This window comes from Demequina muriae, assembly GCF_030418295.1.
Lineage (GTDB): Bacteria > Actinomycetota > Actinomycetes > Actinomycetales > Demequinaceae > Demequina > Demequina muriae.
In genome coordinates this window covers 1,664,931-1,690,303 of sequence record NZ_JAUHQA010000001.1, presented here as the reverse complement: position 1 = coordinate 1,690,303, position 25,373 = coordinate 1,664,931, and the positions used below count along the sequence as shown (strand labels likewise).

Below are 25,373 nucleotides of genomic sequence, written 5' to 3'. Positions count from 1 at the left end.
CGACTCTAGCCTTCGTTGACCGAACCGCCGGCCGCCTCGATCTTGGTCTTCGCGGACTGCGAAACCTTGTCCGCGTCCACGATCTCGACCTTGACGGAGATGTCGCCGTCGCCCAGCACCTTGACGAGCTGGTTCTTGCGGACCGCACCCTTGTCGACGAGGTCGACCTTGGTGACCTTCCCGCCCTTCGGGAACAGCTCCGCGATCTGGGACACGTTCACGACCTGGTACTCGGTGCGGAACGGGTTCTTGAAGCCGGGCAGCTTGGGGATGCGCATGTGGATCGGCGTCTGGCCGCCCTCGAAGCGCTCGGGCACCTGGTAGCGCGCGCCCGTTCCCTTGGTGCCTCGACCTGCGGTCTTGCCCTTGCGGCCACCTTCACCACGACCTACGCGGATCTTGCGCTGGTGAGCGCCGTCCGCGGGACGCAGGTGGTGCATCTTCAGGGTGCTGACCTTCGGTCCAGTCTCCTGGTCCTCGGCCGCCGCAGCCTTCTTGGCAGCCGGCTTCTTCGCAGCGGTCGTCGAGGACGACGACTTCGCTGCCGGAGCCTTCTTCGCGGCCGATGCGCTCGCTGAGTCAGCCGCAGCCGACTCCGACTTCGCAGCGGTCTTCTTCGCGGCAGGCTTCTTCGCAGGAGCCTTGTCAGCGTCGGCCTTCTTCGCAGGAGCCTTCTTGGCAGCCGGCTTCTTCGCAGCGGTCGTCGAGGACGACGCTGCAGCGGTTGCCTTCTTGGCTGCCGGCTTCTTCGCGGGCTTGTCGGCCTTCTCGGCCGCGGCCTTCTTCTCGTCAGCCATCACTCCACCTCCTCGACGGCGACCAGGTGGTCGACCGCCTTGACCATCCCGCGAATCTCGGGACGGTCCTCCTTCACGACGATGTCGCCGATGCGCTTGAGGCCCAGCGAGCGAATGGTCTCGCGGTGCTGAGGCTTCGTGCCGATCGTCGACTTGATCTGCTGCACCTTCAGGCGGGCCATCACTTCACCCCCGCAGCCTGTGCGCGGAGCATCGCGGCCGGGGCCACGTCCTCCACGGACTTGCCGCGACGAGCGGCCACAGCCTCGGGCAGCTCGAGCGCCTTGAGCGCGGCCACCGTGGCGTGCACGATGTTGATCGCGTTGGAGGAGCCGAGCGACTTCGACAGGATGTCGTGAACGCCGGCGCACTCGAGCACGGCGCGCACGGGTCCACCCGCGATCACACCGGTACCCGGCGCGGCCGGACGGAGGAACACGACGCCCGCGGCGGCCTCACCCTGCACGACGTGCGGGATGGTGCCCTGGATGCGGGGGACGCGGAAGAAGTTGCGCTTCGCCTCCTCGACACCCTTGGAGATCGCTGCGGGGACCTCCTTGGCCTTGCCGTAGCCCACGCCCACGTTGCCCTCGCCATCGCCCACGACGACGAGCGCCGTGAAGCCGAAGCGACGGCCGCCCTTGACGACCTTGGACACGCGGTTGATGGTCACCACGCGCTCGATGAACTTGTTGTCAGGCTCGTTGCCGCGGCGATTGTCGCGGCGGTTGTTGTCAGCCATACGAATTCCTTATCTGTGTCCCGGCCTACAGGGCCAGGCCACCCTCTCGAGCGCCCTGGGCGACCGCAGCCACGCGACCGTGGTACCTGTTGCCACCGCGGTCGAACACGACAGTGTCCACTCCGACAGCCTTCGCGCGCTCGGCTACGAGCTCGCCGATCTTGGTTGCTTTCGCGGTCTTGTCGCCGTCCATCGCACGCAGGTCGGCCTCGAGGGTCGACGCGGAGGCGAGCGTCTTGCCCACCGTGTCGTCGACGATCTGGGCGACCATGTGGCGGGAGGAACGGGTCACGACAAGGCGCGGACGCGCGGTCGTGCCCGAGATCTTCTTGCGCAGGCGGAAGTGACGGCGCTTGCGCTGGACCGTCTTCCCCTTGCCTCTGATTGAGATAGCCATGGCTTACTTACCCGTCTTTCCTGCCTTGCGGCGCACCTGCTCGCCCGCGTAACGAACGCCCTTGCCCTTGTAGGGCTCCGGCGGACGAACCTTGCGGATGTTCGCAGCGATCTCGCCGACCTGCTGCTTGTCGATGCCCGCGACTGCGAACTTCGTCGGACCCTCGACGGAGAACGAGATGCCCTCCGGCGGTGCGATGACGACCGGGTGGGAGAAGCCGAGCGCGAACTCGAGGTCGGTGCCCTTGAGCGCGACGCGGTAACCCGTGCCGACGATCTCGAGCTTCTTCTCGTAACCGTTGGTGACGCCCTCGACCATGTTGGCGATGAGCGTGCGCGTGAGCCCGTGGAGGGACTTGGAGATGCGCTCGTCGTTCGGGCGCTTCACCTCAATACCCTCATCACCCTGCTGCACGGTGATGGGCTGGGCGACACTGTGGGACAAGGTGCCCTTGGGGCCCTTGACCGTGACGAGTGCGCCGTCGATGGTGATGTCCACTCCGGAAGGAACCGGAACGGGGTACTTGCCGATACGTGACATTGTCTCGCTCCTTCCTTACCAGACGAACGCGACGACCTCGCCGCCGACGCCCTTCTTTTCGGCCTCGCGGTCGGTCAGCAGACCCGAGGAGGTGGACAGAATGGCCACGCCCAGGCCGCCGAGAACCTTCGGCAGGTTGGTCGACTTCGCGTAGACGCGGAGGCCGGGCTTGGACACACGACGCACACCGGCGAGCGAACGCTCACGGTGCGGGCCGTACTTGAGGGTCAGGGTGAGGGTCTTGCCCACCTCGGCATCGGTCGTCTCCGAGCCGGAGATGTACCCCTCGGACTCCAAGATCGTGGCGATGTTCGCCTTGAGCTTGGAGTGCGGCATCGCCACGGTCTCGTGGTACGCCGAATTCGCATTGCGCAGACGCGTGAGCATGTCTGCGATGGGATCAGTCATCGTCATGAGTATCGAACTCTTCCTCGCCGTGGTTTCCCCCGTGGGGGGACCTGCGGCGTCGTGGATTTACCAGCTGCTCTTGGTGATGCCGGGAAGCTCACCTGCGTGAGCCATCTCCCGGAAGCACACGCGGCAGAGGCCGAACTTGCGGTACACCGAGTGCGGACGTCCGCACTTCTGGCACCGGGTGTAGGCGCGGACGGCAAACTTCTGCTTGCCGGCGGCCTTGTTCTTCAGCGCAGTCTTGGCCATGTCTTACTTCTCCTTGAAAGGGAAGCCCAGCTGCTTGAGCAGCGAGCGGCCCTCGTCGTCGGCAGACGCGGTCGTGACGATGGTGATGTCCATGCCCCGCACCCGGTCGATCCGGTCCTGGTCGATCTCGTGGAACATCGACTGCTCGTTCAGTCCGAACGTGTAGTTGCCGTTCCCGTCGAACTGCTGGGGGCTGAGGCCGCGGAAGTCGCGGATGCGCGGGAGCGCAAGCGACAGCAGACGGTCCAGGAACTCCCACATGCGGTCGCCACGCAGCGTCACGTGGGCGCCGATGGGCTGGCCCTCACGAAGCTTGAACTGCGCGATCGACTTGCGGGCCTTCGTGACCTGGGGCTTCTGCCCGGTGATGGCCGTCAGGTCCGCGATCGCGCCCTCCATGAGCTTGGAGTCCTTAGCCGCGTCTCCGACACCCATGTTCACGACGACCTTGGTGAGGCCGGCGACCTGGTTGACGTTCTCGTGGCCGAACTCCTCCTGGAGCTTGGCGATGATCTCGCTGCGGTACTTCTGCTTGAGCCGCGGCTGAGCCGTTGCGGTGCTCATTCGACGTCCTTACCCGAGCGCTTGGCGACGCGCACACGCTTGATGCGAGTGCGGCCGTCACGCTCGACCTCCTCCGTGCGGTACCCCACACGGGTGCCCTTCTTGGTCTCCGGGTCCACGAGCATGACGTTCGAGATGTGCAGCGACGCCTCGGTGGTCACGATGCCGCCGGACTGATTGTCCCGACGGGTTCCCGGCTTGATGTGCTTGGTGACACGCTGGACGCCCTCGACGATGATCCGATCATTCTCGGTGTTCACCTCGAGCACGCGGCCCTGCTGGCCGCGGTCGCGCCCGGCGATGACGACCACGAGGTCGCCCTTCTTGATCTTCGCCATCAGATGACCTCCGGTGCGAGCGAGATGATCTTCATGAACTTCTTGTCGCGCAGCTCGCGGCCCACGGGCCCGAAGATGCGCGTGCCGCGCGGTTCCGCGGTCTCGCCCTTCAGGATCACGGCCGCGTTCTCGTCGAACTTGATGTACGAGCCGTCGACGCGTCGGCGCTCCTTGGCGGTGCGCACGACGACAGCCTTGACGACCTCGCCCTTCTTCACGTTGCCACCCGGGATCGCGTCCTTGACAGTGGCGACAATCGTGTCGCCGATGCCGGCGTAGCGGCGCTTGGAGCCCCCGAGCACGCGGATGACAAGGATCTCCTTGGCGCCCGTGTTGTCGGCGACTCTGAGCCGCGACTCCTGCTGAATCATGTGTCTCTCCTGTCGTCTGGTTCTCGCCGGGCTTTGCCGGGCGAGCCTGGTCGAACGTTAGTTACTTGGCCTTCTCGACAATCTCGACCAGACGCCACCGCTTGGAAGCGGACAGCGGCCTGGTCTCCATGACGACCACGAGGTCGCCGATGCCGGCGGTGTTGAGCTCGTCGTGCGCCTTGATGGTGCTGTTGCGGCGCAGAACCTTGCCGTAGAGGGGGTGCTTGACGCGGTCCTCCACCGACACGGTGATCGTCTTGTCCATCTTGTCGCTGACGACGTAGCCGCGGCGCGTCTTGCGATACGCGCGGTGCTCGGCCGTGGCCGTCGCGTTCTTGTTGGTCGACATAGTCGTCATTCCTTACTCGGCCGACGCCGACGGCGCCGTCCGGATGCCGAGCTCGCGCTCGCGCAGGATCGTGTAGATGCGGGCGATGTCTCGCTTGACCGCCTTGAGGCGACCATGGTTCTCGAGCTGGCCCGTCGCCGACTGGAAGCGCAGGTTGAACAGCTCTTCCTTGGCCTTCTTGAGCTCCTCGGCGAGGCTCTCGTTCTCCATGGCGTCCAGTTCGGTCGGCATGAGGGACTTGGTACCGATAGCCATCAGATGTCACCACCCTCACGGGTTACGAAGCGGGTCTTCATGGGCAGCTTGTGCTGGGCACGACGCAGCGCCTCGCGGGCGAGGCTCTCGTCGACGCCGGCAAGCTCGAACAGCACGCGTCCGGGCTTGACGTTGGCGACCCACCACTCGGGCGAACCCTTACCGGAGCCCATGCGGACCTCGGCAGGCTTCTTCGTCAGCGGGCGGTCGGGGTAGATGTTGATCCACACCTTTCCACCACGCTTGATGTGACGGGTCATCGCGATACGAGCGGCCTCGATCTGACGGTTCGTGACGTAGGCGGGCTCGAGAGCCTGAATGCCGTAGTCGCCGAACGAGACCTCGGTGCCGCCCTTGGCAGCGCCCGAGCGACCCGGGTGGTGCTGCTTGCGGTGCTTGACACGACGGGGAATCAGCATGTCTTAGCCTTCCTTCCCTGCATCGGCCTTGGGGGCCTCAGCAGCGGCAGGCGCGTCAGCCTTGGGGGCGTCGGCGGACTGACGGGGGGGACCGTCACGACGGGGACCGCGCGCATCGCGGCCACGGCCGCGCTGCGGACGAGGAGCCTTCGCCTGCTCGGCGGCCCACTCCTTCTCCGTCATGTCGCCCTTGTAGATCCACACCTTCACGCCGATCTGGCCGAACGTGGTGCGGGCCTCGAAGAAGCCATAGTCGATGTTCGCGCGCAGCGTGTGCAGCGGCACACGGCCCTCGCGGTAGAACTCGGAACGCGACATCTCCGCGCCGCCGAGGCGACCGGAGCACTGGACACGGATGCCCTTGGCGCCGGCACGCAGCGACGACTGGATGCCCTTGCGCATGGCACGGCGGAACGCGACTCGAGAGGTGAGCTGCTCGGCGATGCCCTGGGCCACCAGCTGAGCGTCCATCTCGGCGTTCTTCACCTCGAGGATGTTGAGCTGGACCTGCTTGCCCGTCAGCTTCTCGAGGTTGCCGCGAAGCTTGTCTGCCTCCGCGCCGCGACGGCCGATCACGATGCCGGGACGGGCGGTGTGGAGGTCCACACGCACGCGCTCTCGGGTGCGCTCGATCTCGACCTTGGACACGCCCGCGCGCTCGAGTCCCTTGGACATGAGCTTGCGGATCTTGACGTCCTCGTCCACGTAGTCGCGGTAGCGCTCGCCGACCTTGCTCGAGTCGGCGAACCAGCGCGAGCGGTGGTCGGTGGTGATTCCCAGGCGGTAGCCGTGCGGATTGATCTTCTGACCCATTACTTGGCCCCTTCCTTCACGGCACCCTCAGGGGTGGCCACGGTCACGGACATGTGGCTCGTGCGCTTGAGAATGCGGTTCGCACGCCCCTGGGCACGCGGGCGGATGCGCTTCATCGTCGGGCCCTCGTCGACCGTGATCGCGGTGATCACGAGCTCAGACTCGTCGAAACGCTCACCAGCAGCCTCTGCCTTGACGCGTGCGTTGGCCACGGCCGAGGCGACGAGCTTGCGCACGTCCTCGGCGACAGCCTGCGGCTGGAACTTGAGCGTGGAGATCGCCTCAACGGCGTTCTTGCCACGCACCAGGTCCACGACACGGCGAGCCTTCTGGGCGGTCACGCGAACGTATCGCGTCTGCGCCTTGGCTTCCATCTCTACTCCTCTTACCTACGCTCGGGCGCCGCGTTAGCGGCGGCCCTTGCGGTCGTCCTTCACGTGGCCCCTGAACGTGCGCGTGGGAGCGAACTCGCCGAGCTTGTGCCCGACCATCGCCTCAGTCACGAAGACGGGAACGTGCTTGCGCCCGTCGTGCACGGCAAAGGTGTGTCCCAGGAAATCCGGGGTGATCACGCTGCGGCGCGACCAGGTCTTGATGACGTTCTTCGTTCCCGCCTCGTTCTGGGCGTCCACCTTCTTCTGCAGGTGGTCGTCGACGAAGGGGCCCTTCTTCAGACTGCGTGGCATAAGTCAGGCTCCTTAACGCTTGTTCTTGCCAGTACGACGGCGGCGGACGATGAGCTTGTCGGACTCCTTGCCCGGGGTGCGCGTGCGCCCCTCGGGCTTGCCCCACGGCGAGACCGGGTGACGTCCACCCGAGGTCTTGCCCTCACCGCCACCATGCGGGTGGTCGACCGGGTTCATGACGACACCGCGGACGGTCGGGCGCTTGCCCTTCCAACGGTTGCGGCCTGCCTTGCCCCAGTTGATGTTGGACTGCTCGGCGTTGCCCACCTCGCCGACGGTCGCGCGGCAGCGCGCGTCGACGTTGCGGATCTCGCCGGAGGGCATGCGCAGCTGCGCGAAGCGGCCCTCCTTGGCAACCAGCTGCACCGACGCGCCCGCAGAGCGAGCGATCTTGGCGCCGCCGCCCGGCTTCAGCTCGATCGCGTGAACGACCGTACCGACCGGGATGTTGCGCAGAGGCAGGTTGTTGCCGGGCTTGATGTCCGCGTCGGCACCGGCCTCGACGGCCGCACCCTGCGAGAGGCGGTCCGGCGCGATGATGTAGCGCTTCTCGCCATCCGCGTAGTGCAGCAGCGCGATGCGTGCCGTGCGGTTGGGGTCGTACTCGATGTGAGCGACCGTCGCGGGAACGCCGTCCTTGTCGTGACGACGGAAGTCGATCACGCGGTAGGCGCGCTTGTGGCCACCACCCTGGTGACGGGTGGTGATGCGACCGGTGTTGTTCCGGCCACCCTTCTTGTGCAGCGGACGCGTCAGCGACTTCTCCGGCTGCGAACGGGTGACCTCGGCGAAGTCGGCAACGGACGAGCCACGACGGCCCGGCGTTGTCGGCTTGTACTTACGAATAGCCATGTCGTTTCCTGTTCCTTGCCTAGCCCACGTGGCCGGAGAAGACGTCGAGTGCGTCGCCCTCGCCCACGGTGACAATCGCGCGCTTGACGTCCTTGCGCTTGCCCATGCCGAAGCGGGTGCGACGCGTCTTGCCCTTGCGGTTGATGGTGTTCACGGACACGACCTTCACGCCGAAGATCTGCTCGACCGCGATCTTGATCTCGGTCTTGTTGGCGCGAGGGTCGACCTCGAACGTGTACTTGCCGTGATCCATGAGCGAGTAGCTCTTCTCCGACACGATGGGTCGGATGAGGATGTCACGGGGGTTCTTGTTGAGAGTGGTCACGTGAGTTCTCCTTACGCCTCGGACTCGGTGGCGACAGCAGTCGCCGACTTGCCCTGGGCCGGGCCCGCGAGGAAGGCCTCGAGGGAGCCCGACGTGAAGACGAGGTCGTCGCTCACGAGCACGTCGTAGGTGTTGAGCTGGTCGACGGCGAGCACGTGAATGCCTGCCGCGTTCCGCAGCGACTTCCACGACACCTCGTCGGCGCGCTCCAGCACGACGAGCGCGCTGCGACCCGAGGTCGCGAGGGAGATCGCCGCGAGAGCGGTCTTGGTGGACGGGGCGTCCCCGGACACGAAGCCGTCCAGCACGTGCACGCGGCCAGCGCGAGCCCGGTCGGACAGGGCGCCGCGCAGAGCAGCAGCCTTCATCTTCTTGGGGGTGCGCTGCGAGTAGTCACGCGGCTGCGGGCCGTGCACGATGCCACCACCAGCGAACTGGGGAGCGCGGATCGAGCCCTGACGGGCGCGGCCGGTGCCCTTCTGCTTGTAAGGCTTGCGACCACCACCCGAGACTTCGCCTCGGGTCTTGGTCGAGTGCGTGCCCTGACGAGCGGCGGCGCGCTGCGCCACGACGACCTGGTGGATCAGCGGGATGTTGGTGACGACGTTGAACACCTCGGCGGGCAGATCGGCAGTGCCGGTCTTCTTGCCTGCGGCGTCGGTGACGTCGACGGTCTGGGTCTCAGCCATGGGGTCACGCACCCTTCGCTGCGGAGCGGATCAGCACGACGCCGCCCTTGGTGCCGGGAACCGCGCCCTTGAGGAGCAGCAGGCCCTTGTCGGCGTCGATGGAGTGGACAGTCAGGTTCTGGACCGTCTTGCGGTCGTTACCCATGCGGCCGGCCATCTTGATGCCGCGGAAGACGCGCGACGGCGTCGATGCGCCACCGATCGATCCGGCCTTGCGGTGGTTGCGGTGAGCACCGTGGGATGCGCCGACGCCGTGGAAGCCGTGACGCTTCATCACACCGGCGGTGCCCTTGCCCTTGGTGGTGCCGGTCACGTCGACCTTCTGGCCCGCTTCGAACACCTCAGCAGTGAGCTCCTGGCCCAGCGAGAAGTCGGCGGCGTCCGCGGTGCGCACCTCGGCCACGTGGCGACGCGGCGTGACGCCGGCAGCCTCGAAGTGGCCCTTGAGGGGTGCGGTGACGCGGCGGGGGTCAACGGTGCCGAACGCCAGCTGGACGGCTTCGTAGCCATCCCGCTCGACGTTGCGCACCTGGGTCACGACGTTGGTGTCGACCTGGACGACGGTCACGGGCACAACACGGCCCTCGTCATCCCACACCTGCGTCATGCCCAGCTTCGTACCAAGCAGCGCACGCGTAGTGCGCTGGGCATTGGAAGTCGTGGTCATGGTGCTTATGTCCTTAACGTTGCTTAGAGCTTGATCTCGATGTTGACGTCCGCAGGCAGGTCGAGTCGCATGAGCGAGTCGACGGCCTTCGGCGTCGGGTCCACGATGTCGATGAGGCGCTTGTGGGTGCGCATCTCGAAGTGCTCGCGGGAGTCCTTGTACTTGTGCGGCGAACGAATCACGCAGAACACGTTCTTCTCCGTCGGAAGCGGCACGGGGCCGACCACCGACGCGCCGGCGCGCGTGACCGTCTCGACGATCTTTCGGGCCGAGGAGTCGATGACCTCGTGGTCATAGCTCTTCAGCCGAATGCGGATCTTCTGTCCCGCCATCGCGTGGTTCTGCCTTTTCTCTCGTACGTCTGTGGTCTCCCACCCCCGACCCCCGCGCTCGGGCGTGTCGCATATCTGCGACGCACTGGCGCGCTTCTCGATCTCTCGAGTCGTCGTGGGTGAGTGTGCGGTCGCCCGCAATGGGCAACCTGAATATTGTGCCAGATTTCGGCGCTCAGCGCCAACCGGGCCGCATCGGCCCTTCCGAGACCCGGGTGGGAAGCCCGCCCGTGCATCGGCCCTGTCACGCCGATGCGGGGCCTGGCGATTGAGCCAGACCCCGCATCGGGCCGTGAAAAGGAACTACTTGGTGATCTTGGTGACGGTGCCTGAACCGACGGTCCGGCCACCCTCACGAATCGCGAAGCCCTGACCCTCTTCGAGGGCGATCGGCTGAATCAGCTCGACCGACATCTCAGTGGTGTCGCCAGGCATGACCATGTCGGTGCCCTCGGGCAGCGTGATCACGCCGGTCACATCCGTGGTGCGGATGTAGAACTGCGGGCGGTAGTTCGTGTAGAAGGGGTTGTGGCGTCCACCCTCATCCTTGTTGAGGATGTAGACCTTGCCCTCGAAGTTGGTGTGCGGGGTGGTGGTGCCGGGGGCAACCACGACCTGGCCGCGCTCGACGTCCTCGCGCTTGGTGCCACGAAGCAGCAGACCACAGTTCTCGCCGGCCCACGCCTCGTCCATCTGCTTGTGGAACATCTCGATACCGGTGACCGTGGTCTTCTGCGGGTCGCGGATGCCGAGGATCTCGACGTCCGAGTTGATCGCGAGCTTGCCGCGCTCCACCTTGCCGGTGACGACGGTGCCACGACCGGTGATCGTGAAGACGTCCTCGATGGGCATCAGGAACGGCTTGTCCATGTCGCGGACGGGCTCGGGGACGTTCTCGTCCACGGCCTCCATGAGGTCCGCAACGGACTTGGCCCACTTCTCGTCGCCCTCGAGCGCCTTGAGCGCCGAGACCTTGACCACGGGAGCGTTGTCGCCGTCGAAGCCCTGCGAGGACAGCAGTTCGCGGACCTCCATCTCGACGAGGTCCAGGATCTCCTCGTCGTCGACCATGTCCGACTTGTTGAGCGCGACGAGCAGGTACGGCACGCCGACCTGCTTCGCGAGCAGCACGTGCTCGCGCGTCTGGGCCATCGGGCCGTCGGTCGCCGCGACCACCAGGATCGCGCCGTCCATCTGGGCGGCACCGGTGATCATGTTCTTGATGTAGTCGGCGTGACCAGGGGCGTCAACGTGCGCGTAGTGGCGCTTCTCGGTCTGGTACTCGATGTGAGCAATGTTGATCGTGATGCCGCGCTCGCGCTCTTCGGGCGCCTTGTCGATGTCCTCGAAAGGCGTGAAGGGGTTGAGGTCGGGGTACTGGTCGTGCAGCACCTTCGAGATCGCGGCAGTCAGCGTCGTCTTGCCGTGGTCGACGTGACCGATGGTTCCGATGTTGACGTGCGGCTTGGTCCGCTCGAACTTGGCCTTAGCCATGAGGGGTTCCTCCTGATTTTTTGAGACTTAGGGTAAAGATGCTAGTCCGTGAGGCCCGGTGAAGGCCATTCGGGGCGTCATCCCTACTGGTCGCTATTGTTGCTGATGTTTTACAACCGGTGGGACTACTCGCCCCGGGTCTTCGCGATGATCTCCTCGGCGACTGCCTTGGGGACCTCCGCGTAGCTGTCGAACGACATCGAATACACCGCTCGGCCCGACGTCTTGGACCGCAGGTCGCCGACGTAGCCGAACATCTCGGACAGCGGCACGAGCGCGTCGATGACCTTGACGCCAGCGGCGTCGGACATCTGACGGATCTGACCGCGGCGCGAGTTGATGTCGCCGATGACCTCGCCCATGTACTCCTCGGGCGTGCGGACCTCAACGGCCATCATCGGCTCGAGCAGAACGGGCTTCGCCAGCCTCGAGGCCTCCTTGAAGGCCATCGAACCGGCAATCTTGAACGCCATCTCCGAGGAGTCGACGTCGTGGTACTGGCCATCGAGCAGCGTGGCGCGCACGCCCACGACCGGGTAGCCGGCCTGGATGCCGAGCTCCATGGCGGCCTGCATGCCGGCGTCGACCGACGGGATGTACTCCCGCGGGATGCGTCCACCGGTCACGGCGTTCTTGAACTCGTACTGGACCTCGGAGTCGGCCTCGAGGGGCTCGAGCGAGATCTGCACCTTCGCGAACTGGCCGGAACCACCGGTCTGCTTCTTGTGGGTGTAGTCGTACTTCGCGACCGTCTTGCGAATCGTCTCGCGGTACGCCACCTGCGGCTTGCCGACGTTGGCGTCGACCTTGAACTCGCGCCTCATGCGATCCACGAGGATGTCGAGGTGAAGCTCGCCCATGCCGCCGATGACGGTCTGGCCGGTCTCGTCGTCCAGGCGGACGCGGAAGGTGGGGTCCTCCTCCGCGAGCTTCTGGATCGCGAGCGACAGCTTCTCCTGGTCACCCTTGGTCTTGGGCTCGATCGCCACGTCGATCACGGGCTCGGGGAAGGTCATCGACTCGAGCACGACCTGGTGCTCCGGGTTGCACAGGGTGTCGCCCGTCGTCGTGTCCTTGAGGCCGATCACCGCGTAGATGTGGCCGGCGTGGATCGTCTCGACAGGGTTCTCCTTGTTGGCGTGCATCTGGAACAGCTTCCCGATGCGCTCCTTCTTGCCCTTGGTCGAGTTGATGATCTGAGCGCCGTTCTCGAGGTGACCCGAGTAGACGCGGACGTACGTGAGGCGACCGAAGAACGGGTGGGAGACCACCTTGAACGCAAGAGCCGCGAACGGCTCCGTCGCGTCGGCGTGGCGCTCGATGATCTTCTCCGGGTCCTTGACGTCGTGGCCCTGGATGGCGGGAACGTCGAGCGGCCCCGGCAGGTAGTCGATGACGGCGTCGAGCATCGGCTGCACGCCACGGTTCTTGAACGCGGAGCCGCACAGCACCGGGTAGATCTCGGAGGCGACCGTCATCTTGCGGATCGCCGCCTTGATCTCCGCGACCGTGATCTCCTCGCCGCCGAGGTACTTCTCGAAGAGCACCTCGTCCGACTCGGCGACGCTCTCAAGGAGGGCCGCACGGTACTCGTCGGCCTTGTCCTTGAGGTCCGCCGGGATCTCGGTGGTCTCGTAGGTGGCGCCCATGGTGACGTCACCCTTCGAGTCGCCGGGCCACACCTTGGCGTTCATCTCGACCAGGTCGACGATGCCGACGAAGTCGTTCTCGGCGCCGATGGGCAGCTGGATGACCAGCGGCTTGGCACCGAGGCGCTTGATGATGGTCTCGACGGTGAAGTAGAAGTCCGCGCCCAGCTTGTCCATCTTGTTGACGAAGCAGATGCGGGGAACGTCGTACTTGTCGGCCTGGCGCCACACAGTCTCGGACTGGGGCTCCACGCCTTCCTTGCCGTCGAAGACCGCGACCGCGCCGTCGAGGACGCGCAGCGAGCGCTCGACCTCGACGGTGAAGTCCACGTGGCCAGGGGTGTCGATGATGTTGATCTGGTTGTCGGCCCAGAAGCACGTGACCGCGGCGGACGTGATGGTGATGCCGCGCTCCTGCTCCTGCTCCATCCAGTCAGTCGTCGAGGCGCCGTCGTGGGTCTCGCCGATCTTGTAGTTGACACCCGTGTAGAACAGGATGCGCTCGGTCGTAGTGGTCTTGCCGGCATCGATGTGAGCCATGATGCCGATGTTGCGGACCTTCGTCAGGTCCGTGAGCACGTCCTGTGCCACGTGGTTCTCCTAGAGTCTTGGGATCCCGTCGAACGAGGCGGCGACTACCAGCGGTAGTGCGCGAACGCCTTGTTCGACTCGGCCATCTTGTGCATGTCCTCGCGACGCTTCACCGCGGCGCCAAGGCCGTTCGATGCGTCGAGGATCTCGTTCATGAGGCGCTCCGTCATGGTCTTCTCGCGACGTGCACGCGAGAAGTCCACCAGCCAGCGGAGGGCGAGCGTGGTCGAACGCACAGGACGCACGTCGACGGGCACCTGATAGGTGGCACCACCGACGCGACGGCTGCGGACCTCGAGCGCCGGGCGGATGTTCTCCAGTGCGCGCTTGAGCACGACCACCGGGTCCTGTCCCGACTTCTCGCCGACGCCCGCGAGGGCGCCATACACGATGGCCTCTGCGGTCGACTTCTTGCCGTCGAGCAGCACCTTGTTGATGAGCTGGGTGACGACGATCGCGCCGTGCACCGGGTCGTTGATGACGGGCCGCTTGGGCGCCGGTCCCTTGCGAGGCATTACTTCTTCTCCCTCTTCGCGCCGTAACGGCTGCGAGCCTGCTGGCGGCCCTTCACGCCCTGCGTGTCGAGCGAGCCGCGAACGATCTTGTAGCGAACACCGGGAAGGTCCTTCACACGGCCGCCGCGCACGAGCACGATCGAGTGCTCCTGCAGGTTGTGGCCCTCACCGGGGATGTAGGCCGTGACCTCGATACCCGTGGACAGGCGCACGCGGGCGACCTTGCGAAGAGCCGAGTTCGGCTTCTTGGGCGTCGTGGTATAGACACGGGTGCACACGCCGCGCCGCTGAGGGCTCGACTTGAGCGCCGGCGTCTTGGTCTTGCTGGCCTTGGGGTGCCGGCCTTTCCTGACCAGCTGCTGAATCGTAGGCACTACATCTCCGTTTGATCGTGTGTTGCTGAAACCTGCGGGGGTCCGACCCCCGCGCCCGGGCGTGTCGCACCTATGGTGAAAAACGCCCGACAGGGCGCGCGTGGGGGCCCGACGTCGCGGGCACGAGTATCTACGATACCCGTGACCCGCGACGTCGTCAAAGCGGGGCAGGCGCGCCCCGCGGCCGACGGGTGCTACTCGCGAGGAAAGTCGAACTCCTCGAGGCGTACTGCCTCGCCGGTTCCCTCGCTGAAGTACTGGCCGTCCCACTCTTCGTAGCCGAAGGTCGGGAACAGATTGGCCTTCGCCTCCTCGGTGGGCTCGACAGTGGCGGTGGCGTAGTTCTGCAGTCCGGTGCCCGCGGGGATGAGCTTTCCGAGGATGACGTTCTCCTTGAGCCCGACCAGGGGGTCGGACTTGCCGGACATCGCCGCCTCGGTGAGCACGCGGGTGGTCTCCTGGAAGGAGGCTGCGGACAGCCACGACTCGGTCGCGAGCGAAGCCTTGGTGATGCCCATGAGCTCGGGACGAGCCGATGCCGGCTTGCCTCCGCTCGTGACGGTCTCACGGTTGGCCTTCTCGAAACGTGCACGCTCGACGAGCTCGCCAGGCAGCAGCGGAGCCTCGCCCGCCTCGAGGACCGTCACGCGGCGGAGCATCTGCCGCACGATGACCTCGATGTGCTTGTCGTGGATCTCCACGCCCTGCGAGCGGTACACGTTCTGGACCTCGTCCACCAGGTGCTTCTGGGTGGCGCGGGGGCCGAGAATGCGCAGCACGTTCTTCGGGTCCACGGCTCCAGCGACGAGCTGCTGACCGACCTCGACGTGCTCGCCGTCCTGCACCAGCAGGCGCGAGCGCTTGGAGACCGGGTACTCGAACGGCTCGTCGCCGTTGTCCGGGGTGACCACCAGGCGGCGCGTGGCCTCCGAGTCGTCGACCTTCAGACGTCCGGGCACTTCGGAGATCGGGGCCTCACCCTTGGGGGTGCGCGCCTCGAAGAGCTCCTGCACACGCGGCAGACCCTGCGTGATGTCATCCGCAGACGCCACACCACCGGTGTGGAACGTGCGCATGGTCAGCTGGGTGCCGGGCTCGCCGATCGACTGGGCGGCGACGATGCCCACCGCCTCGCCGATGTCCACGAGCTCACGGGTGGCGAGCGAACGGCCGTAGCACTTCGCGCACGTGCCCACTGCGGACTCGCACGTCAGCACCGAACGGACCTTGACCTCCTCGATGCCCTCCGCGATCAGCGCATCGATCAGCACGTCGCCGATGTCGGCGCCTGCCGTCCCGATGACGTTGCCCTTGGCGTCGGCCACGTCGGTCGCGAGCGTGCGGGCGAAGACTGAGGTCTCCACGCGCTCGTGCTTGACGACCTCGCCGCCAGCGGTGCGCTCGACGATCGGCATGGACAGACCCCGCTCGGTCCCGCAGTCGCCCTCGCGAACGATGACGTCCTGCGACACGTCGACGAGGCGACGGGTCAGGTAGCCCGAGTCCGCGGTCCGCAGCGCCGTATCCGCGAGGCCCTTACGGGCACCGTGGGTGGCGATGAAGTACTCGAGGACGGACAGTCCCTCGCGGTAGTTCGACTTGATCGGACGCGGGATGATCTCACCCTTGGGGTTCGCCACCAGTCCGCGCATACCGGCGATCTGACGGACCTGCATCCAGTTGCCTCGAGCACCCGAGTCCACCATGGTGTGCACGGTGTTGTACTGCGGGAACGACTCGCGCATGGCACGGTCGACCTCGTTGGTCGCCTGGGTCCAGATCTCGATGAGCTCCTGACGACGCTCGTCGTCCGTGATGAGACCGGTCTCGTACTGGACCTGCACCTTCACGGCCTGAGCCTCGTAGCGGTCCAGGATCTCCTGCTTGTTCTTCGGAGTCGCCACGTCGCCGATGCCGATGGTCACGCCAGAGCGCGTGGCCCAGTGGAATCCGGCCGACTTGAGCGCGTCCAGCGACGCCGCGACCTCCACCTTCTCGTAGCGCTCGGCGAGCTCGTTGACGATGCCGCCGAGGACCTTCTTGTCAACGTTGCGGTTGACGTACGGGAAGGAGATCGGGAGCAGCTCGTTGAACAGCGCGCGACCGAGGGTCGTGGTGAGCGTGAACGGCACACCCGCGACTCGGTCGGACGGCAGCTCGTGGCCGGCCGGCGGCACGGTGTCAGCGTCGACGCGCAGCGAGATCTCTGCGCCGAGCGCAATCTCCCCTGCATCGAACGACATACGCGCCTCGGACGTCGAGGAGAACGCGAGGCCCTCGCCCTTCGAACCCGGCTTGTGGAGCGTCATGTGGTACAGACCGATGATCATGTCCTGCGAGGGCATGGTCACCGGACGACCGTCAGACGGCTTCAGGATGTTGTTGCTCGACAGCATCAGGACGCGGGCCTCCGCCTGCGCCTCGGCGCTCAGCGGAAGGTGCACGGCCATCTGGTCACCATCGAAGTCGGCGTTGAACGCGCCGCAGACGAGCGGGTGCAGGTGGATGGCCTTACCCTCCACCAGCTGAGGCTCGAACGCCTGGATGCCCAGACGGTGCAGCGTCGGTGCGCGGTTCAGCAGCACCGGGTGCTCCGTGATGACCTCTTCGAGCACGTCCCAGACCTCGGAACGGCTGCGCTCGACCATGCGCTTCGCAGACTTGATGTTCTGCGCGTGGTTGAGCTCGACGAGACGCTTCATGACGAATGGCTTGAACAGCTCGAGCGCCATCTGCTTGGGCAGACCGCACTGGTGCAGCTTGAGCTGCGGGCCGACCACGATGACCGAACGGCCCGAGTAGTCGACGCGCTTGCCGAGCAGGTTCTGACGGAACCGGCCCTGCTTGCCCTTCAGCATGTCGGAGATCGACTTCAGCGGCCGGTTGCCCGGTCCGGTGACCGGACGCCCGCGGCGACCGTTGTCGAACAGTGCGTCCACCGCCTCCTGCAGCATGCGCTTCTCGTTGTTCACGATGATCTCGGGTGCACCGAGATCCAGCAGGCGCTTGAGGCGGTTGTTGCGGTTGATGACGCGGCGGTACAGGTCGTTCAGGTCGGAGGTCGCGAAGCGGCCACCGTCCAGCTGCACCATCGGACGCAGGTCCGGCGGAATGACCGGGACGGCGGTGAGCACCATGCCCGAGGGCGAGTTGGTGGTCGTGAGGAACGCGTTGACGACCTTGAGGCGCTTGAGCGCCCGGGTCTTGCGCTGGCCCTTGCCGTTGGCGATGATGTCGCGCAGGTGGAGCGCCTCCGCGTCGAGGTCGAAGGTCTCGAGGCGCTTCTTGATCGCCTCCGCACCCATCGAGCCCTTGAAGTACACGCCGTAGCGGCGCGACAGTTCGCGGTAGAGCAGCTCGTCGCCCTCGAGGTCCTGGACCTTGAGGCTGACGAAGCGGTCGAAGACCGCGTCGAGGCGCTCGATCTCGGCGTCTGCGCGCTTGCGCAGGTTCGCCATCTCGCGCTCCGCGCCGTCCTTCACCTTGCGCTTGGCGTCAGCCTTCGCGCCCTCGGCCTCGAGCTCGCCGAGGTCCTTCTCCAGCTTCTCGGCGCGGTTGTTGATGTCCACGTCGCGCTGGTTGGCGATCTGCTTCTTCTCCGCCTCGATCTCGTTGCGGAGCTTCGGCAGGTCCTCGTGGCGACCGTCCTCGTCCACCTCGGTCACCATGTAGGCGGCGAAGTAGATGACCTTCTCGAGGTCCTTCGGGGCGAGGTCGAGCAGGTACCCGAGGCGTGACGGGACGCCCTTGAAGTACCAGATGTGGGTCACGGGAGCGGCGAGCTCGATGTGGCCCATCCGCTCACGGCGCACACGAGACCGGGTGACCTCGACGCCGCAGCGCTCGCAGACGATGCCGCGGTAGCGCACGCGCTTGTACTTGCCGCAGCCACACTCCCAGTCACGGGTCGGGCCGAAGATCTTCTCGCAGAAGAGTCCGTCCTTCTCCGGCTTCAGCGTGCGGTAGTTGATGGTCTCGGGCTTCTTGACCTCGCCATGGGACCACGTGCGGATGTCTTCCGCCGTGGCCAGACCGATGCGAAGGTCGCTGAACTCATTGACGTCTAGCACAGTCAGTTCCTTTGCTTAGATCTCGTCGACGCTGGAGGCGTCAGGGCGGCTGGAGAGGGAGATGCCGAGCGACTCGGCGGCCTGGTACGCGTCGTCTTCAGACTCGCGCATCTCGACGAGCTGGCCCTCAGAGTTGAGGACCTCGACGTTCAGGCACAGCGACTGCATCTCCTTCATGAGCACCCGGAACGACTCGGGCAGGCCCGGGTCGGGGATGTTCTGGCCCTTGACGATGGCCTCGTACACCTTCACACGGCCCACCACGTCGTCAGACTTGATGGTCAGCAGCTCCTGCAGGGCGTAGGCGGCGCCATAGGCCTCGAGGGCCCAGACCTCCATCTCGCCGAAGCGCTGGCCGCCGAACTGGGCCTTTCCGCCCAGGGGCTGCTGCGTGATCATCGAGTACGGACCCGTGGAACGCGCGTGGATCTTGTCGTCGACAAGGTGGTGGAGCTTCAGGATGTACTTGTAGCCCACCGCCACCGGCTCGGGGAACGGCTCGCCGGAGCGGCCATCGAACAGCCGCGCCTTGCCGTCGTCGTCGACCAGCCGGTCGCCGTCCTTGTTCGGGTTGATGACCGACCGCAGGTTGAGAAGCGTCTTCTCCTCCAGGCCATCGAACACCGGCGTCGCCACCGGGGTGCCCGGCTCGGACTTCTCCGCGCCCTTGGGCAGGTTCTTGGCCCACTCCGCGTCGGTGCCGGTGGCATCCCAGCCGTGCTTCGCCACCCAGCCCGTGTGAGTCTCGAGCACCTGGCCGACGTTCATACGTCCAGGCACGCCGAGCGGGTTGAGGATGATGTCGACAGGCGTGCCGTCCTCGAGGAACGGCATGTCCTCGATCGGCAGGATCGTCGAGATGACGCCCTTGTTGCCGTGACGGCCAGCGAGCTTGTCGCCCTCCTGGATCTTGCGGCGCTGAGCGATGTAGACACGCACGAGCTCGTTGACGCCGGCAGGAAGGTCGTCGCCCTCCTCCTCGGTGAAGACGCGCACGCCGATGACGGTGCCGGACTCGCCGTGAGGGACCTTGAGCGACGTGTCGCGCACCTCGCGCGCCTTCTCGCCGAAGATCGCGCGCAGCAGGCGCTCCTCAGGGGTGAGCTCGGTCTCGCCCTTGGGCGTGACCTTTCCGACCAGGACGTCACCCGCACGCACCTCGGCGCCGATGCGGATGATGCCGCGCTCGTCGAGGTCCGCGAGCACCTCCTCGGAGGCGTTCGGGATGTCGCGCGTGATCTCTTCCGGGCCCAGCTTGGTGTCCCGAGCGTCGACCTCGTGCTCCTCGATGTGGATCGACGACAGCACGTCGTCCTCCACGAGGCGCTGCGACAGGATGATCGCGTCCTCGTAGTTGTGACCCTCCCAGCACATGAAGGCCACCAGCAGGTTGCGGCCGAGCGCGAGCTCGCCGTTGTCCGTCGACGGTCCGTCAGCGATGACCGAGCCCTCGACGAGGACGTCGCCCTCGCTGACGAGCACGCGCTGGTTGTAACTCGTGCCCTGGTTCGAGCGCTCGAACTTGGCGATGCGGTAGGAGCCGGTGGTGGCATCGTCGTTCGCCACCGTGACCAGTCCTGCGCTCACCTCGGTGACCACGCCGGGCTTGGTCGCCACGACCACGTCACCGGCGTCGATCGCCGCACGGCGCTCCATGCCGGTGCCGACGAGCGGCGCCTCGGAACGCACCAGCGGCACGGCCTGGCGCTGCATGTTCGCACCCATGAGCGCGCGGTTCGCGTCGTCGTGCTCGAGGAACGGGATCAGCGCGGTCGCGACCGACACCATCTGGCGCGGCGAGACGTCCATGTAGTCCACGGCGTCGCGCGGCACGAACTCGACCTCGCCACCCTTCGAGCGGACCAGCACGCGCTCCTCGGCGAACGTGTTGTTGTCGCTGAGCTTCGCGTTGGCCTGCGCGATGACGAAGCGGTCCTCGTCGTCGGCGGTGAGGTAGTCGACCTTGTCGGTGACCTTGCCCTTGAGCACCTTGCGGTAGGGGGTCTCGACGAAGCCGAGCGGGTTCACGCGGCCGTAGGTCGCGAGCGCACCGATCAGGCCGATGTTCGGGCCTTCAGGCGTCTCGATGGGGCACATGCGTCCGTAGTGCGACGGGTGAACGTCACGGACCTCCATGCCGGCACGGTCACGGGACAGACCACCGGGGCCAAGCGCCGACAGGCGGCGCTTGTTGGTGAGACCCGCGAGCGGGTTGTTCTGGTCCATGAACTGCGACAGCTGCGAGGTCCCGAAGAACTCGCGGATCGCGGCGACCACAGGGCGCGTGTTGATCAGGGTCTGCGGCGTGATCGCCTCGACGTCCTGAGTCGTCATGCGCTCGCGCACCACCCGCTCCATGCGGGACAGGCCGGTGCGGATCTGGTTCTGGACCAGCTCGCCCACGGCGCGGATGCGGCGGTTGCCGAAGTGGTCGATGTCATCGGTCTCGACCTCGACCTCGTCCACCAGACCCGGGAAGGTCTTCTGGCCCGAGTGCGCGGCAGCGATGTACTTGACGGTCGCGACGATGTCGTCGAGCGTCAGCGTGGACTCGCCCAGCTTCTTGCCGACCTTGAGCTTCTTGTTCAGCTTGAAGCGGCCGACCTTCGCGAGGTCGTAGCGCTTGGGGTTGAAGTAGAAGTTGTCGAGCAGGTTCTGGCCCGCCTCGACCGTGGGCGGCTCGCCCGGTCGCAGCTTGCGGTACAGGTCGACGAGGGCGTCCTCCTGCGAGTGGACGGTGTCCTTCTCGAGGGTCTCGAGGATCGCGGGGTAGTCCTTGAACTCCTCCGCGATGGTCTCGTCGGACATGCCGAGCGCCTTGAGGAACAGGGTGACCGGCTGCTTGCGCTTGCGGTCGACGCGCACGCCGACGGCGTCGCGCTTGTCGATCTCGAACTCGAGCCACGCACCGCGCGAGGGAATGACCTTCGCGGTGAAGATGTCCTTGTCAGACGTCTTGTCGGGGGTGCGCTCGAAGTACACGCCGGGCGATCGCACGAGCTGCGACACGACGACGCGCTCGGTGCCGTTCACGATGAACGTGCCCTTGGGGGTCATGAGCGGGAAGTCGCCCATGAACACGGTCTGCGACTTGATCTCGCCGGTCGTGTTGTTCATGAACTCCGCGGTCACGAAGAGCTGCGCGGCGAAGGTGAAGTCCTTCTCCTTGCACTCCTCGGGGGTGTGCCGGGGCTCCTCGAAGTACGGGTCCGAGAAGCTCAGCGACATCGTCTGGCCGAAGTCCTCGATCGGAGAGATTTCCTCGAAGATCTCCTGCAGTCCCGCGATCTCGGGGACGTCATCGCGTCCCTCGCTCTTCGCAGTCTCCACGCGTCCCTGCCAGGTCGCGTTACCGACGAGCCAGTCGAAGCTCTCGGTCTGGATGCCGAGGAGGTTGGGAACCTCAATCGGCTCGGAGATCTGCGCGAAGGAGATTCGCGGTGATGCGGAACGGTTGGCGATGGCAGTTGCCGAAGGGGTGCGCGAGGCAGCCAAGGGCGGGTCCTTCCCTCTTGATAGCGTGCGTGTCGCGAGTCCTCAGCCACATACTCCACCGGATCCCGGGGCCAAGCCGCGTATCTGCGGAGGCGCGCCGGGTAGGCATATGAGGGCAGGGCGATAGACAGCGCAAAGCAAGAGACTACGCTGTCGTTCCCAATATGTCCAGTCGACTCATCCGCGCCACCCGACACGCCGCAGCGCCACCCGATCGTGACCCGCCCCCGCATCGGCCGCGCATGCGAAAAGCCGGGCCGCCCCGAAGGGCGACCCGGCTTCGCGTGACGGGGGTCGTGCTACTTGAGCTCGACCGTCGCGCCGGCAGCCTCGAGCTGCTCCTTGGCCTTCTCGGCCTCTTCCTTCTTGACGCCCTCGAGGACGGCCTTGGGGGCCTCGTCCACGACAGCCTTGGCCTCACCGAGGCCGAGCGACGTGAGCGCGCGCACCTCCTTGATGACCTGGATCTTCTTGTCGCCGACGGCGGCGAGGATGACGTCGAACTCGGTCTGCTCCTCGACGGCCTCGGCGGCCTCGCCTGCGGGGCCGGCAACGGCCACGGCGGCGGGGGCGGCAGCGGTGACGTCGAAGGTGTCCTCGAACGCCTTCACGAACTCGGACAGCTCGATGAGCGAGAGCTCCTTGAACTGCTCGATGAGCTCCTCGGTGGAGAGCTTAGCCATGATGTCTTCCTTACTGTTGGGTCTGCGTGAGCAGGGGTTTGCTTATACGGGGAACGCGGCGTTACGCCGCGTCTTCCTGCTTGGCACGCAGGGCGTCGACAGCACGCGCCGCCTGAGCGAGCGGTGCCTGGAACAGGTATGCCGCGCCGAAGAGCGTCGCCTTCATGGCGCCCGCTGCCTTGGCGAGCAGGACCTCACGAGACTCGAGGTCTGCGAGCTTGTTGATCTCCTCGGCCGTCAGGACGTTGCCTTCCAGCACGCCGCCCTTGATGACGAGGGAATCGTTCTTCTTTGCGAAATCCTTCAGGCCCTTCGCAGCCTCCACCGGGTCACCGGTGACGAATGCGATGGCCGTGGGACCGACGAAGAGGTCGTTCAGACCCTCGACACCGGCCTCCTTGGCCGCGAGCGCCGTGAGGGTGTTCTTCGCGACACGGTACGTCGCGGCACCGCTGAGCGTGCGGCGCAGCTCTGCGAGCTGCGGGACCGACAGGCCGCGGTACTCGGTGATCACGACAGCGTTGGACTCGCGAAAACGATTCGCGATCTCCTCGACTGCCGCCACCTTGTCTGGCGTCGCCATAGTTGTCCTTCCATAGTGTGACCGTCAGCGCCTCGTGGGAGAGGCGGCCTGCCCGGACAGCAAAAGAGCCCCACCACAGGCGGGGCTCGCAAGCATCGGCCGCACATGCGAAGGGCGGCCGGAGGGCCGCCCGTCGATGCACGCTTCTGCGTGTTCGTCTCACCTGCGCTGGACTCCGCTGACGCGAAGCTTCGGTCGTTCCTGGCGAACCAGGGCCGACAACCGGCGGTCTTGGGCCTTCCAAGAGTACGGGACGGCGCGGGTGGAAGCAAACACACGGCCGATGCGCGGTGCGGGAGCGCCGATGCGCCGGCCGGCTGGGGCCGCCTCAGCGGTCCTGAGAGCGACGGCGTGAGCGACTGCGGGGGGTCGAGCGCAGCAGTCGCCACGCCCCGCGGACGCCGCCCAGCCTCGTGCGGTGGCGCGCCGCGAAGCCGGCCTTGCTGAGGAGCGCCCAGCGTCCGAACACGCGGTCGAGCACCGCCGCCCTCGCATCGGTGTCCTCGCGTGTCCCCCACCGCGAGCCCGAGCTCTCCACCGGGTGAGTGGCGATCACCTGAGGAATCGCACGGCCGGTCAGGCCTGCACGCAGCACGTCCACGATGAAGATGTACTCGTCCCCGAGGTAGTTCTCTGCACCGGCGCCATAGGACTCGTCGAACCACACGTCGTGCTTGCGCGTGCGCTCGACGTCCACGACCATCTCGTAGGTCGCCGCCTTTGCGGAGTTGAACAACGTGAGCGGTTCCTCGTGCTCCGCGAACCGCTTGCGGAGCTGACCGTCGGCACCGACCGCCCGTCCCAGTCCCAGGGCGAGGCCCTGCGCCTCCATCCGGTCCACGACGAGCCGGACGCCGCCCATGTCGATCGTCACGTCGTCGTCGCTGAACAGCACCCACCGGGTCCGTGCGCGGCGCAGCACCTCATTGCGCGAGCGCGCCACCCCGATCGAGTCGAGCGTCGCCGTGCGGGCGCCCGCCTGCTCGAGCCGCTGCAGCTCGACGCTCAAGGACGCGGTCGCCTCGGTGCTCGCGCCGCCCGTCTGCACCACGACCACCACGTCGGCCTCGTCCCACCAGGGCGCAGGCTGGATCGCGCCCACGCGATGCGCAAGCGTCGAGTACCCGACCGTCAGTCGTCTCGTCGCCGAGGCCTCGTCGTTCCGCATGGTGCCTCCCGGTCCTGGTCCACGCTCGAGTGACGAGGACCTCGCGCCACAACGTACCAATCGCGCCTCAGACGCGAGAAGGCCCGACTCCTCAGGGGGGGTGAGGAGCCGGGCCCGGTGCTGCGCGCCTGCCCGATCAGGGCCGCTGCGCAGCACGCGCTCTCGAAAGCGTGTTGCCCGGGGTCGCCGGACGCCGCTCGAGCGCGGTCTGTGAAGTGCCTGCGCTACTTGTCGGCCTTCGCCGCGGCATCGACCGGAATGCCCGGTCCCTGCGTCGCGGAGATCGCGGCCTTGATGATGTAGCGGCCCTTCGAGGCCGAGGGCTTGGCGCGCTGGACCTCGTCGAGCACGGCCTGGAAGTTCTCGAGCAGCTTGTCGTCGCCGAACGAAGCCTTGCCGATCACCGTGTGGAGGTTGGCGTGCTTGTCGACGCGGAACTCGATCTTTCCGCCCTTGATGTCGGACACGGCCTTCACCACATCCATGGTGACGGTGCCGGTCTTGGGGTTTGGCATGAGGCCACGCGGGCCGAGCACGCGGCCCAGCCGGCCCACCTTGCCCATGAGGTCCGGGGTGGCCACGACGGCGTCGAAGTCCTGACGGCCGCCCATGACCTCTTCGATGAGCTCGTCGCCGCCGACGATGTCGGCGCCCGCCTCGCGAGCCGCCTCTGCCTTGTCACCGTTGGCGAAGACCAGGACCCGAGCGGTCTTGCCGGTGCCGTGGGGCAGGATGACGGTCGAGCGGACCGACTGGTCCGCGTGACGCGGGTCGACGCCGAGCTTGAACACGACGTCGATGGTCGAGTCGGTGTTCTTGGAGGCCGTCTTCTGGGCGAGGCGCACGGCCTCGATGGGGCTGTAGAGCTGGCTGCGGTCGACGAGCTGTGAGGCGTCGCGGTAAGCCTTGGAGCGCTTGGACATCTGCTTCTCTTTCCTGTGCAGTCGTGGTGCGG

Annotated in this window: 31 protein-coding genes; all 31 read right to left on the bottom strand. The window is 66.3% G+C overall.

The window, feature by feature from the left end; genetic code table 11:
• Positions 1-5: 5 nt before the first annotated feature.
• The 31 genes from rplO to rplA all read right to left on the bottom strand — a co-directional run bounded on the left by rplO (position 6) and on the right by rplA (position 25,341).
• A complete protein-coding gene (rplO, locus tag QQX02_RS07960; protein ID WP_301142310.1) occupies positions 6-797 on the bottom strand; it encodes a 50S ribosomal protein L15 in 792 nt (263 codons plus the stop codon).
• The gene (gene rpmD / locus QQX02_RS07955) at positions 797-979 is read right to left on the bottom strand and encodes a 50S ribosomal protein L30 (protein ID WP_301142309.1); all 183 of its coding nucleotides are present in this window, start codon (positions 977-979) and stop codon (positions 797-799) included. Before rpmD ends, rplO begins: the two co-directional genes overlap by 1 nt.
• Positions 979-1,539, bottom strand: a complete 561-nt coding sequence (gene rpsE / locus QQX02_RS07950; protein WP_062131531.1) for a 30S ribosomal protein S5 — start codon at positions 1,537-1,539, stop codon at positions 979-981. The genes rpmD and rpsE overlap by 1 nt, the downstream gene beginning before the upstream one ends.
• Before the next feature lie 25 nt (positions 1,540-1,564).
• A complete protein-coding gene (rplR, locus tag QQX02_RS07945) occupies positions 1,565-1,936 on the bottom strand; it encodes a 50S ribosomal protein L18 (RefSeq protein ID WP_062131528.1) in 372 nt (123 codons plus the stop codon).
• A gap of 3 nt (positions 1,937-1,939) precedes the next feature.
• Positions 1,940-2,476, bottom strand: coding sequence for a 50S ribosomal protein L6 (gene rplF, locus QQX02_RS07940; RefSeq protein WP_301142308.1), 537 nt, complete (start codon positions 2,474-2,476; stop codon positions 1,940-1,942).
• 15 nt (positions 2,477-2,491) lie between these two features.
• Complete coding sequence (gene rpsH / locus QQX02_RS07935) at positions 2,492-2,890, bottom strand: 30S ribosomal protein S8 (RefSeq protein WP_062131522.1); 399 nt, start codon at positions 2,888-2,890, stop codon at positions 2,492-2,494.
• A gap of 60 nt (positions 2,891-2,950) precedes the next feature.
• Positions 2,951-3,136, bottom strand: a complete 186-nt coding sequence (locus tag QQX02_RS07930; RefSeq protein WP_062069937.1) for a type Z 30S ribosomal protein S14 — start codon at positions 3,134-3,136, stop codon at positions 2,951-2,953.
• Between the two features lie 3 nt (positions 3,137-3,139).
• Positions 3,140-3,700, bottom strand: a complete 561-nt coding sequence (rplE, locus tag QQX02_RS07925; protein WP_062131519.1) for a 50S ribosomal protein L5 — start codon at positions 3,698-3,700, stop codon at positions 3,140-3,142.
• The gene (gene rplX / locus QQX02_RS07920; RefSeq protein ID WP_301142305.1) at positions 3,697-4,038 is read right to left on the bottom strand and encodes a 50S ribosomal protein L24; all 342 of its coding nucleotides are present in this window, start codon (positions 4,036-4,038) and stop codon (positions 3,697-3,699) included. Before rplX ends, rplE begins: the two co-directional genes overlap by 4 nt.
• The gene (gene rplN, locus QQX02_RS07915; protein ID WP_062131512.1) at positions 4,038-4,409 is read right to left on the bottom strand and encodes a 50S ribosomal protein L14; all 372 of its coding nucleotides are present in this window, start codon (positions 4,407-4,409) and stop codon (positions 4,038-4,040) included. Before rplN ends, rplX begins: the two co-directional genes overlap by 1 nt.
• 61 nt (positions 4,410-4,470) lie before the next feature.
• Positions 4,471-4,758 carry a 30S ribosomal protein S17 gene (gene rpsQ, locus QQX02_RS07910; protein WP_062131509.1) on the bottom strand — a complete coding sequence of 96 codons (288 nt, stop codon included), beginning with the start codon at positions 4,756-4,758 and terminating at the stop codon, positions 4,471-4,473.
• 12 nt (positions 4,759-4,770) lie between these two features.
• Positions 4,771-5,013, bottom strand: coding sequence for a 50S ribosomal protein L29 (gene rpmC / locus QQX02_RS07905; RefSeq protein WP_301142304.1), 243 nt, complete (start codon positions 5,011-5,013; stop codon positions 4,771-4,773).
• Positions 5,013-5,432, bottom strand: coding sequence for a 50S ribosomal protein L16 (gene rplP, locus QQX02_RS07900; protein ID WP_301142303.1), 420 nt, complete (start codon positions 5,430-5,432; stop codon positions 5,013-5,015). The genes rpmC and rplP overlap by 1 nt, the downstream gene beginning before the upstream one ends.
• Before the next feature lie 3 nt (positions 5,433-5,435).
• Entirely contained in the window at positions 5,436-6,245 is an 810-nt protein-coding gene (gene rpsC, locus QQX02_RS07895) for a 30S ribosomal protein S3 (protein ID WP_062131499.1), read from the bottom strand.
• The gene (gene rplV / locus QQX02_RS07890; protein ID WP_062131497.1) at positions 6,245-6,619 is read right to left on the bottom strand and encodes a 50S ribosomal protein L22; all 375 of its coding nucleotides are present in this window, start codon (positions 6,617-6,619) and stop codon (positions 6,245-6,247) included. The genes rpsC and rplV overlap by 1 nt, the downstream gene beginning before the upstream one ends.
• 33 nt (positions 6,620-6,652) lie before the next feature.
• The gene (gene rpsS, locus QQX02_RS07885) at positions 6,653-6,931 is read right to left on the bottom strand and encodes a 30S ribosomal protein S19 (protein WP_062131494.1); all 279 of its coding nucleotides are present in this window, start codon (positions 6,929-6,931) and stop codon (positions 6,653-6,655) included.
• A gap of 12 nt (positions 6,932-6,943) precedes the next feature.
• Positions 6,944-7,783 carry a 50S ribosomal protein L2 gene (gene rplB, locus QQX02_RS07880; protein ID WP_301142302.1) on the bottom strand — a complete coding sequence of 280 codons (840 nt, stop codon included), beginning with the start codon at positions 7,781-7,783 and terminating at the stop codon, positions 6,944-6,946.
• Between the two features lie 19 nt (positions 7,784-7,802).
• A complete protein-coding gene (gene rplW, locus QQX02_RS07875; protein ID WP_062131487.1) occupies positions 7,803-8,108 on the bottom strand; it encodes a 50S ribosomal protein L23 in 306 nt (101 codons plus the stop codon).
• An 11-nt stretch (positions 8,109-8,119) separates the two neighbouring features.
• The gene (gene rplD, locus QQX02_RS07870) at positions 8,120-8,797 is read right to left on the bottom strand and encodes a 50S ribosomal protein L4 (RefSeq protein ID WP_301142300.1); all 678 of its coding nucleotides are present in this window, start codon (positions 8,795-8,797) and stop codon (positions 8,120-8,122) included.
• A gap of 4 nt (positions 8,798-8,801) precedes the next feature.
• Positions 8,802-9,464, bottom strand: coding sequence for a 50S ribosomal protein L3 (gene rplC / locus QQX02_RS07865; protein ID WP_301142299.1), 663 nt, complete (start codon positions 9,462-9,464; stop codon positions 8,802-8,804).
• 23 nt (positions 9,465-9,487) lie between these two features.
• On the bottom strand, positions 9,488-9,796 hold the full coding sequence (gene rpsJ, locus QQX02_RS07860; protein ID WP_042213186.1) for a 30S ribosomal protein S10: 309 nt from the start codon (positions 9,794-9,796) through the stop codon (positions 9,488-9,490).
• Positions 9,797-10,099: 303 nt separating this feature from the next.
• Entirely contained in the window at positions 10,100-11,290 is a 1,191-nt protein-coding gene (gene tuf / locus QQX02_RS07855) for an elongation factor Tu (RefSeq protein ID WP_301142298.1), read from the bottom strand.
• A 125-nt stretch (positions 11,291-11,415) separates the two neighbouring features.
• On the bottom strand, positions 11,416-13,530 hold the full coding sequence (fusA, locus tag QQX02_RS07850) for an elongation factor G (protein WP_301142297.1): 2,115 nt from the start codon (positions 13,528-13,530) through the stop codon (positions 11,416-11,418).
• Between the two features lie 44 nt (positions 13,531-13,574).
• Positions 13,575-14,045 (bottom strand): 30S ribosomal protein S7, encoded by a 471-nt coding sequence (rpsG, locus tag QQX02_RS07845; RefSeq protein ID WP_062131476.1) that lies wholly within the window; start codon positions 14,043-14,045, stop codon positions 13,575-13,577.
• Positions 14,045-14,419, bottom strand: coding sequence for a 30S ribosomal protein S12 (gene rpsL, locus QQX02_RS07840; RefSeq protein WP_062131472.1), 375 nt, complete (start codon positions 14,417-14,419; stop codon positions 14,045-14,047). Before rpsL ends, rpsG begins: the two co-directional genes overlap by 1 nt.
• Before the next feature lie 194 nt (positions 14,420-14,613).
• Positions 14,614-18,489 carry a DNA-directed RNA polymerase subunit beta' gene (locus QQX02_RS07835; protein WP_301142295.1) on the bottom strand — a complete coding sequence of 1,292 codons (3,876 nt, stop codon included), beginning with the start codon at positions 18,487-18,489 and terminating at the stop codon, positions 14,614-14,616.
• Between the two features lie 15 nt (positions 18,490-18,504).
• Positions 18,505-21,984, bottom strand: a complete 3,480-nt coding sequence (rpoB, locus tag QQX02_RS07830) for a DNA-directed RNA polymerase subunit beta (RefSeq protein WP_301142292.1) — start codon at positions 21,982-21,984, stop codon at positions 18,505-18,507.
• Positions 21,985-22,283: 299 nt separating this feature from the next.
• On the bottom strand, positions 22,284-22,667 hold the full coding sequence (gene rplL, locus QQX02_RS07825) for a 50S ribosomal protein L7/L12 (RefSeq protein ID WP_301142291.1): 384 nt from the start codon (positions 22,665-22,667) through the stop codon (positions 22,284-22,286).
• 61 nt (positions 22,668-22,728) lie between these two features.
• Positions 22,729-23,250 (bottom strand): 50S ribosomal protein L10, encoded by a 522-nt coding sequence (rplJ, locus tag QQX02_RS07820; protein ID WP_301142290.1) that lies wholly within the window; start codon positions 23,248-23,250, stop codon positions 22,729-22,731.
• A gap of 328 nt (positions 23,251-23,578) precedes the next feature.
• Positions 23,579-24,418 (bottom strand): glycosyltransferase, encoded by an 840-nt coding sequence (locus QQX02_RS07815; RefSeq protein WP_301142289.1) that lies wholly within the window; start codon positions 24,416-24,418, stop codon positions 23,579-23,581.
• Between the two features lie 224 nt (positions 24,419-24,642).
• Entirely contained in the window at positions 24,643-25,341 is a 699-nt protein-coding gene (gene rplA, locus QQX02_RS07810) for a 50S ribosomal protein L1 (protein ID WP_301142287.1), read from the bottom strand.
• Between the last annotated feature and the right edge of the window lie 32 nt (positions 25,342-25,373).

Bases quoted from the DNA above. Each gene is read 5' to 3' on its own strand.
- rplO (WP_301142310.1), bottom strand. From the start codon at position 797: ATGGCTGACGAGAAGAAGGCCGCGGCCGAGAAGGCCGACAAGCCCGCG.
- rpmD (WP_301142309.1), bottom strand. From the start codon at position 979: ATGGCCCGCCTGAAGGTGCAGCAGATCAAGTCGACGATCGGCACGAAG.
- rpsE (WP_062131531.1), bottom strand. From the start codon at position 1,539: ATGGCTGACAACAACCGCCGCGACAATCGCCGCGGCAACGAGCCTGAC.
- rplR (WP_062131528.1), bottom strand. From the start codon at position 1,936: ATGGCTATCTCAATCAGAGGCAAGGGGAAGACGGTCCAGCGCAAGCGC.
- rplF (WP_301142308.1), bottom strand. From the start codon at position 2,476: ATGTCACGTATCGGCAAGTACCCCGTTCCGGTTCCTTCCGGAGTGGAC.
- rpsH (WP_062131522.1), bottom strand. From the start codon at position 2,890: ATGACGATGACTGATCCCATCGCAGACATGCTCACGCGTCTGCGCAAT.
- QQX02_RS07930 (WP_062069937.1), bottom strand. From the start codon at position 3,136: ATGGCCAAGACTGCGCTGAAGAACAAGGCCGCCGGCAAGCAGAAGTTT.
- rplE (WP_062131519.1), bottom strand. From the start codon at position 3,700: ATGAGCACCGCAACGGCTCAGCCGCGGCTCAAGCAGAAGTACCGCAGC.
- rplX (WP_301142305.1), bottom strand. From the start codon at position 4,038: ATGGCGAAGATCAAGAAGGGCGACCTCGTGGTCGTCATCGCCGGGCGC.
- rplN (WP_062131512.1), bottom strand. From the start codon at position 4,409: ATGATTCAGCAGGAGTCGCGGCTCAGAGTCGCCGACAACACGGGCGCC.
- rpsQ (WP_062131509.1), bottom strand. From the start codon at position 4,758: ATGTCGACCAACAAGAACGCGACGGCCACGGCCGAGCACCGCGCGTAT.
- rpmC (WP_301142304.1), bottom strand. From the start codon at position 5,013: ATGGCTATCGGTACCAAGTCCCTCATGCCGACCGAACTGGACGCCATG.
- rplP (WP_301142303.1), bottom strand. From the start codon at position 5,432: ATGCTGATTCCCCGTCGTGTCAAGCACCGCAAGCAGCACCACCCGGGT.
- rpsC (WP_062131499.1), bottom strand. From the start codon at position 6,245: ATGGGTCAGAAGATCAATCCGCACGGCTACCGCCTGGGAATCACCACC.
- rplV (WP_062131497.1), bottom strand. From the start codon at position 6,619: ATGGAAGCCAAGGCGCAGACGCGATACGTTCGCGTGACCGCCCAGAAG.
- rpsS (WP_062131494.1), bottom strand. From the start codon at position 6,931: ATGCCACGCAGTCTGAAGAAGGGCCCCTTCGTCGACGACCACCTGCAG.
- rplB (WP_301142302.1), bottom strand. From the start codon at position 7,783: ATGGCTATTCGTAAGTACAAGCCGACAACGCCGGGCCGTCGTGGCTCG.
- rplD (WP_301142300.1), bottom strand. From the start codon at position 8,797: ATGGCTGAGACCCAGACCGTCGACGTCACCGACGCCGCAGGCAAGAAG.
- rplC (WP_301142299.1), bottom strand. From the start codon at position 9,464: ATGACCACGACTTCCAATGCCCAGCGCACTACGCGTGCGCTGCTTGGT.
- rpsJ (WP_042213186.1), bottom strand. From the start codon at position 9,796: ATGGCGGGACAGAAGATCCGCATTCGGCTGAAGAGCTATGACCACGAG.
- tuf (WP_301142298.1), bottom strand. From the start codon at position 11,290: ATGGCTAAGGCCAAGTTCGAGCGGACCAAGCCGCACGTCAACATCGGA.
- rpsG (WP_062131476.1), bottom strand. From the start codon at position 14,045: ATGCCTCGCAAGGGACCGGCGCCCAAGCGGCCCGTCATCAACGACCCG.
- rplL (WP_301142291.1), bottom strand. From the start codon at position 22,667: ATGGCTAAGCTCTCCACCGAGGAGCTCATCGAGCAGTTCAAGGAGCTC.
- rplJ (WP_301142290.1), bottom strand. From the start codon at position 23,250: ATGGCGACGCCAGACAAGGTGGCGGCAGTCGAGGAGATCGCGAATCGT.
- QQX02_RS07815 (WP_301142289.1), bottom strand. From the start codon at position 24,418: ATGCGGAACGACGAGGCCTCGGCGACGAGACGACTGACGGTCGGGTAC.
- rplA (WP_301142287.1), bottom strand. From the start codon at position 25,341: ATGTCCAAGCGCTCCAAGGCTTACCGCGACGCCTCACAGCTCGTCGAC.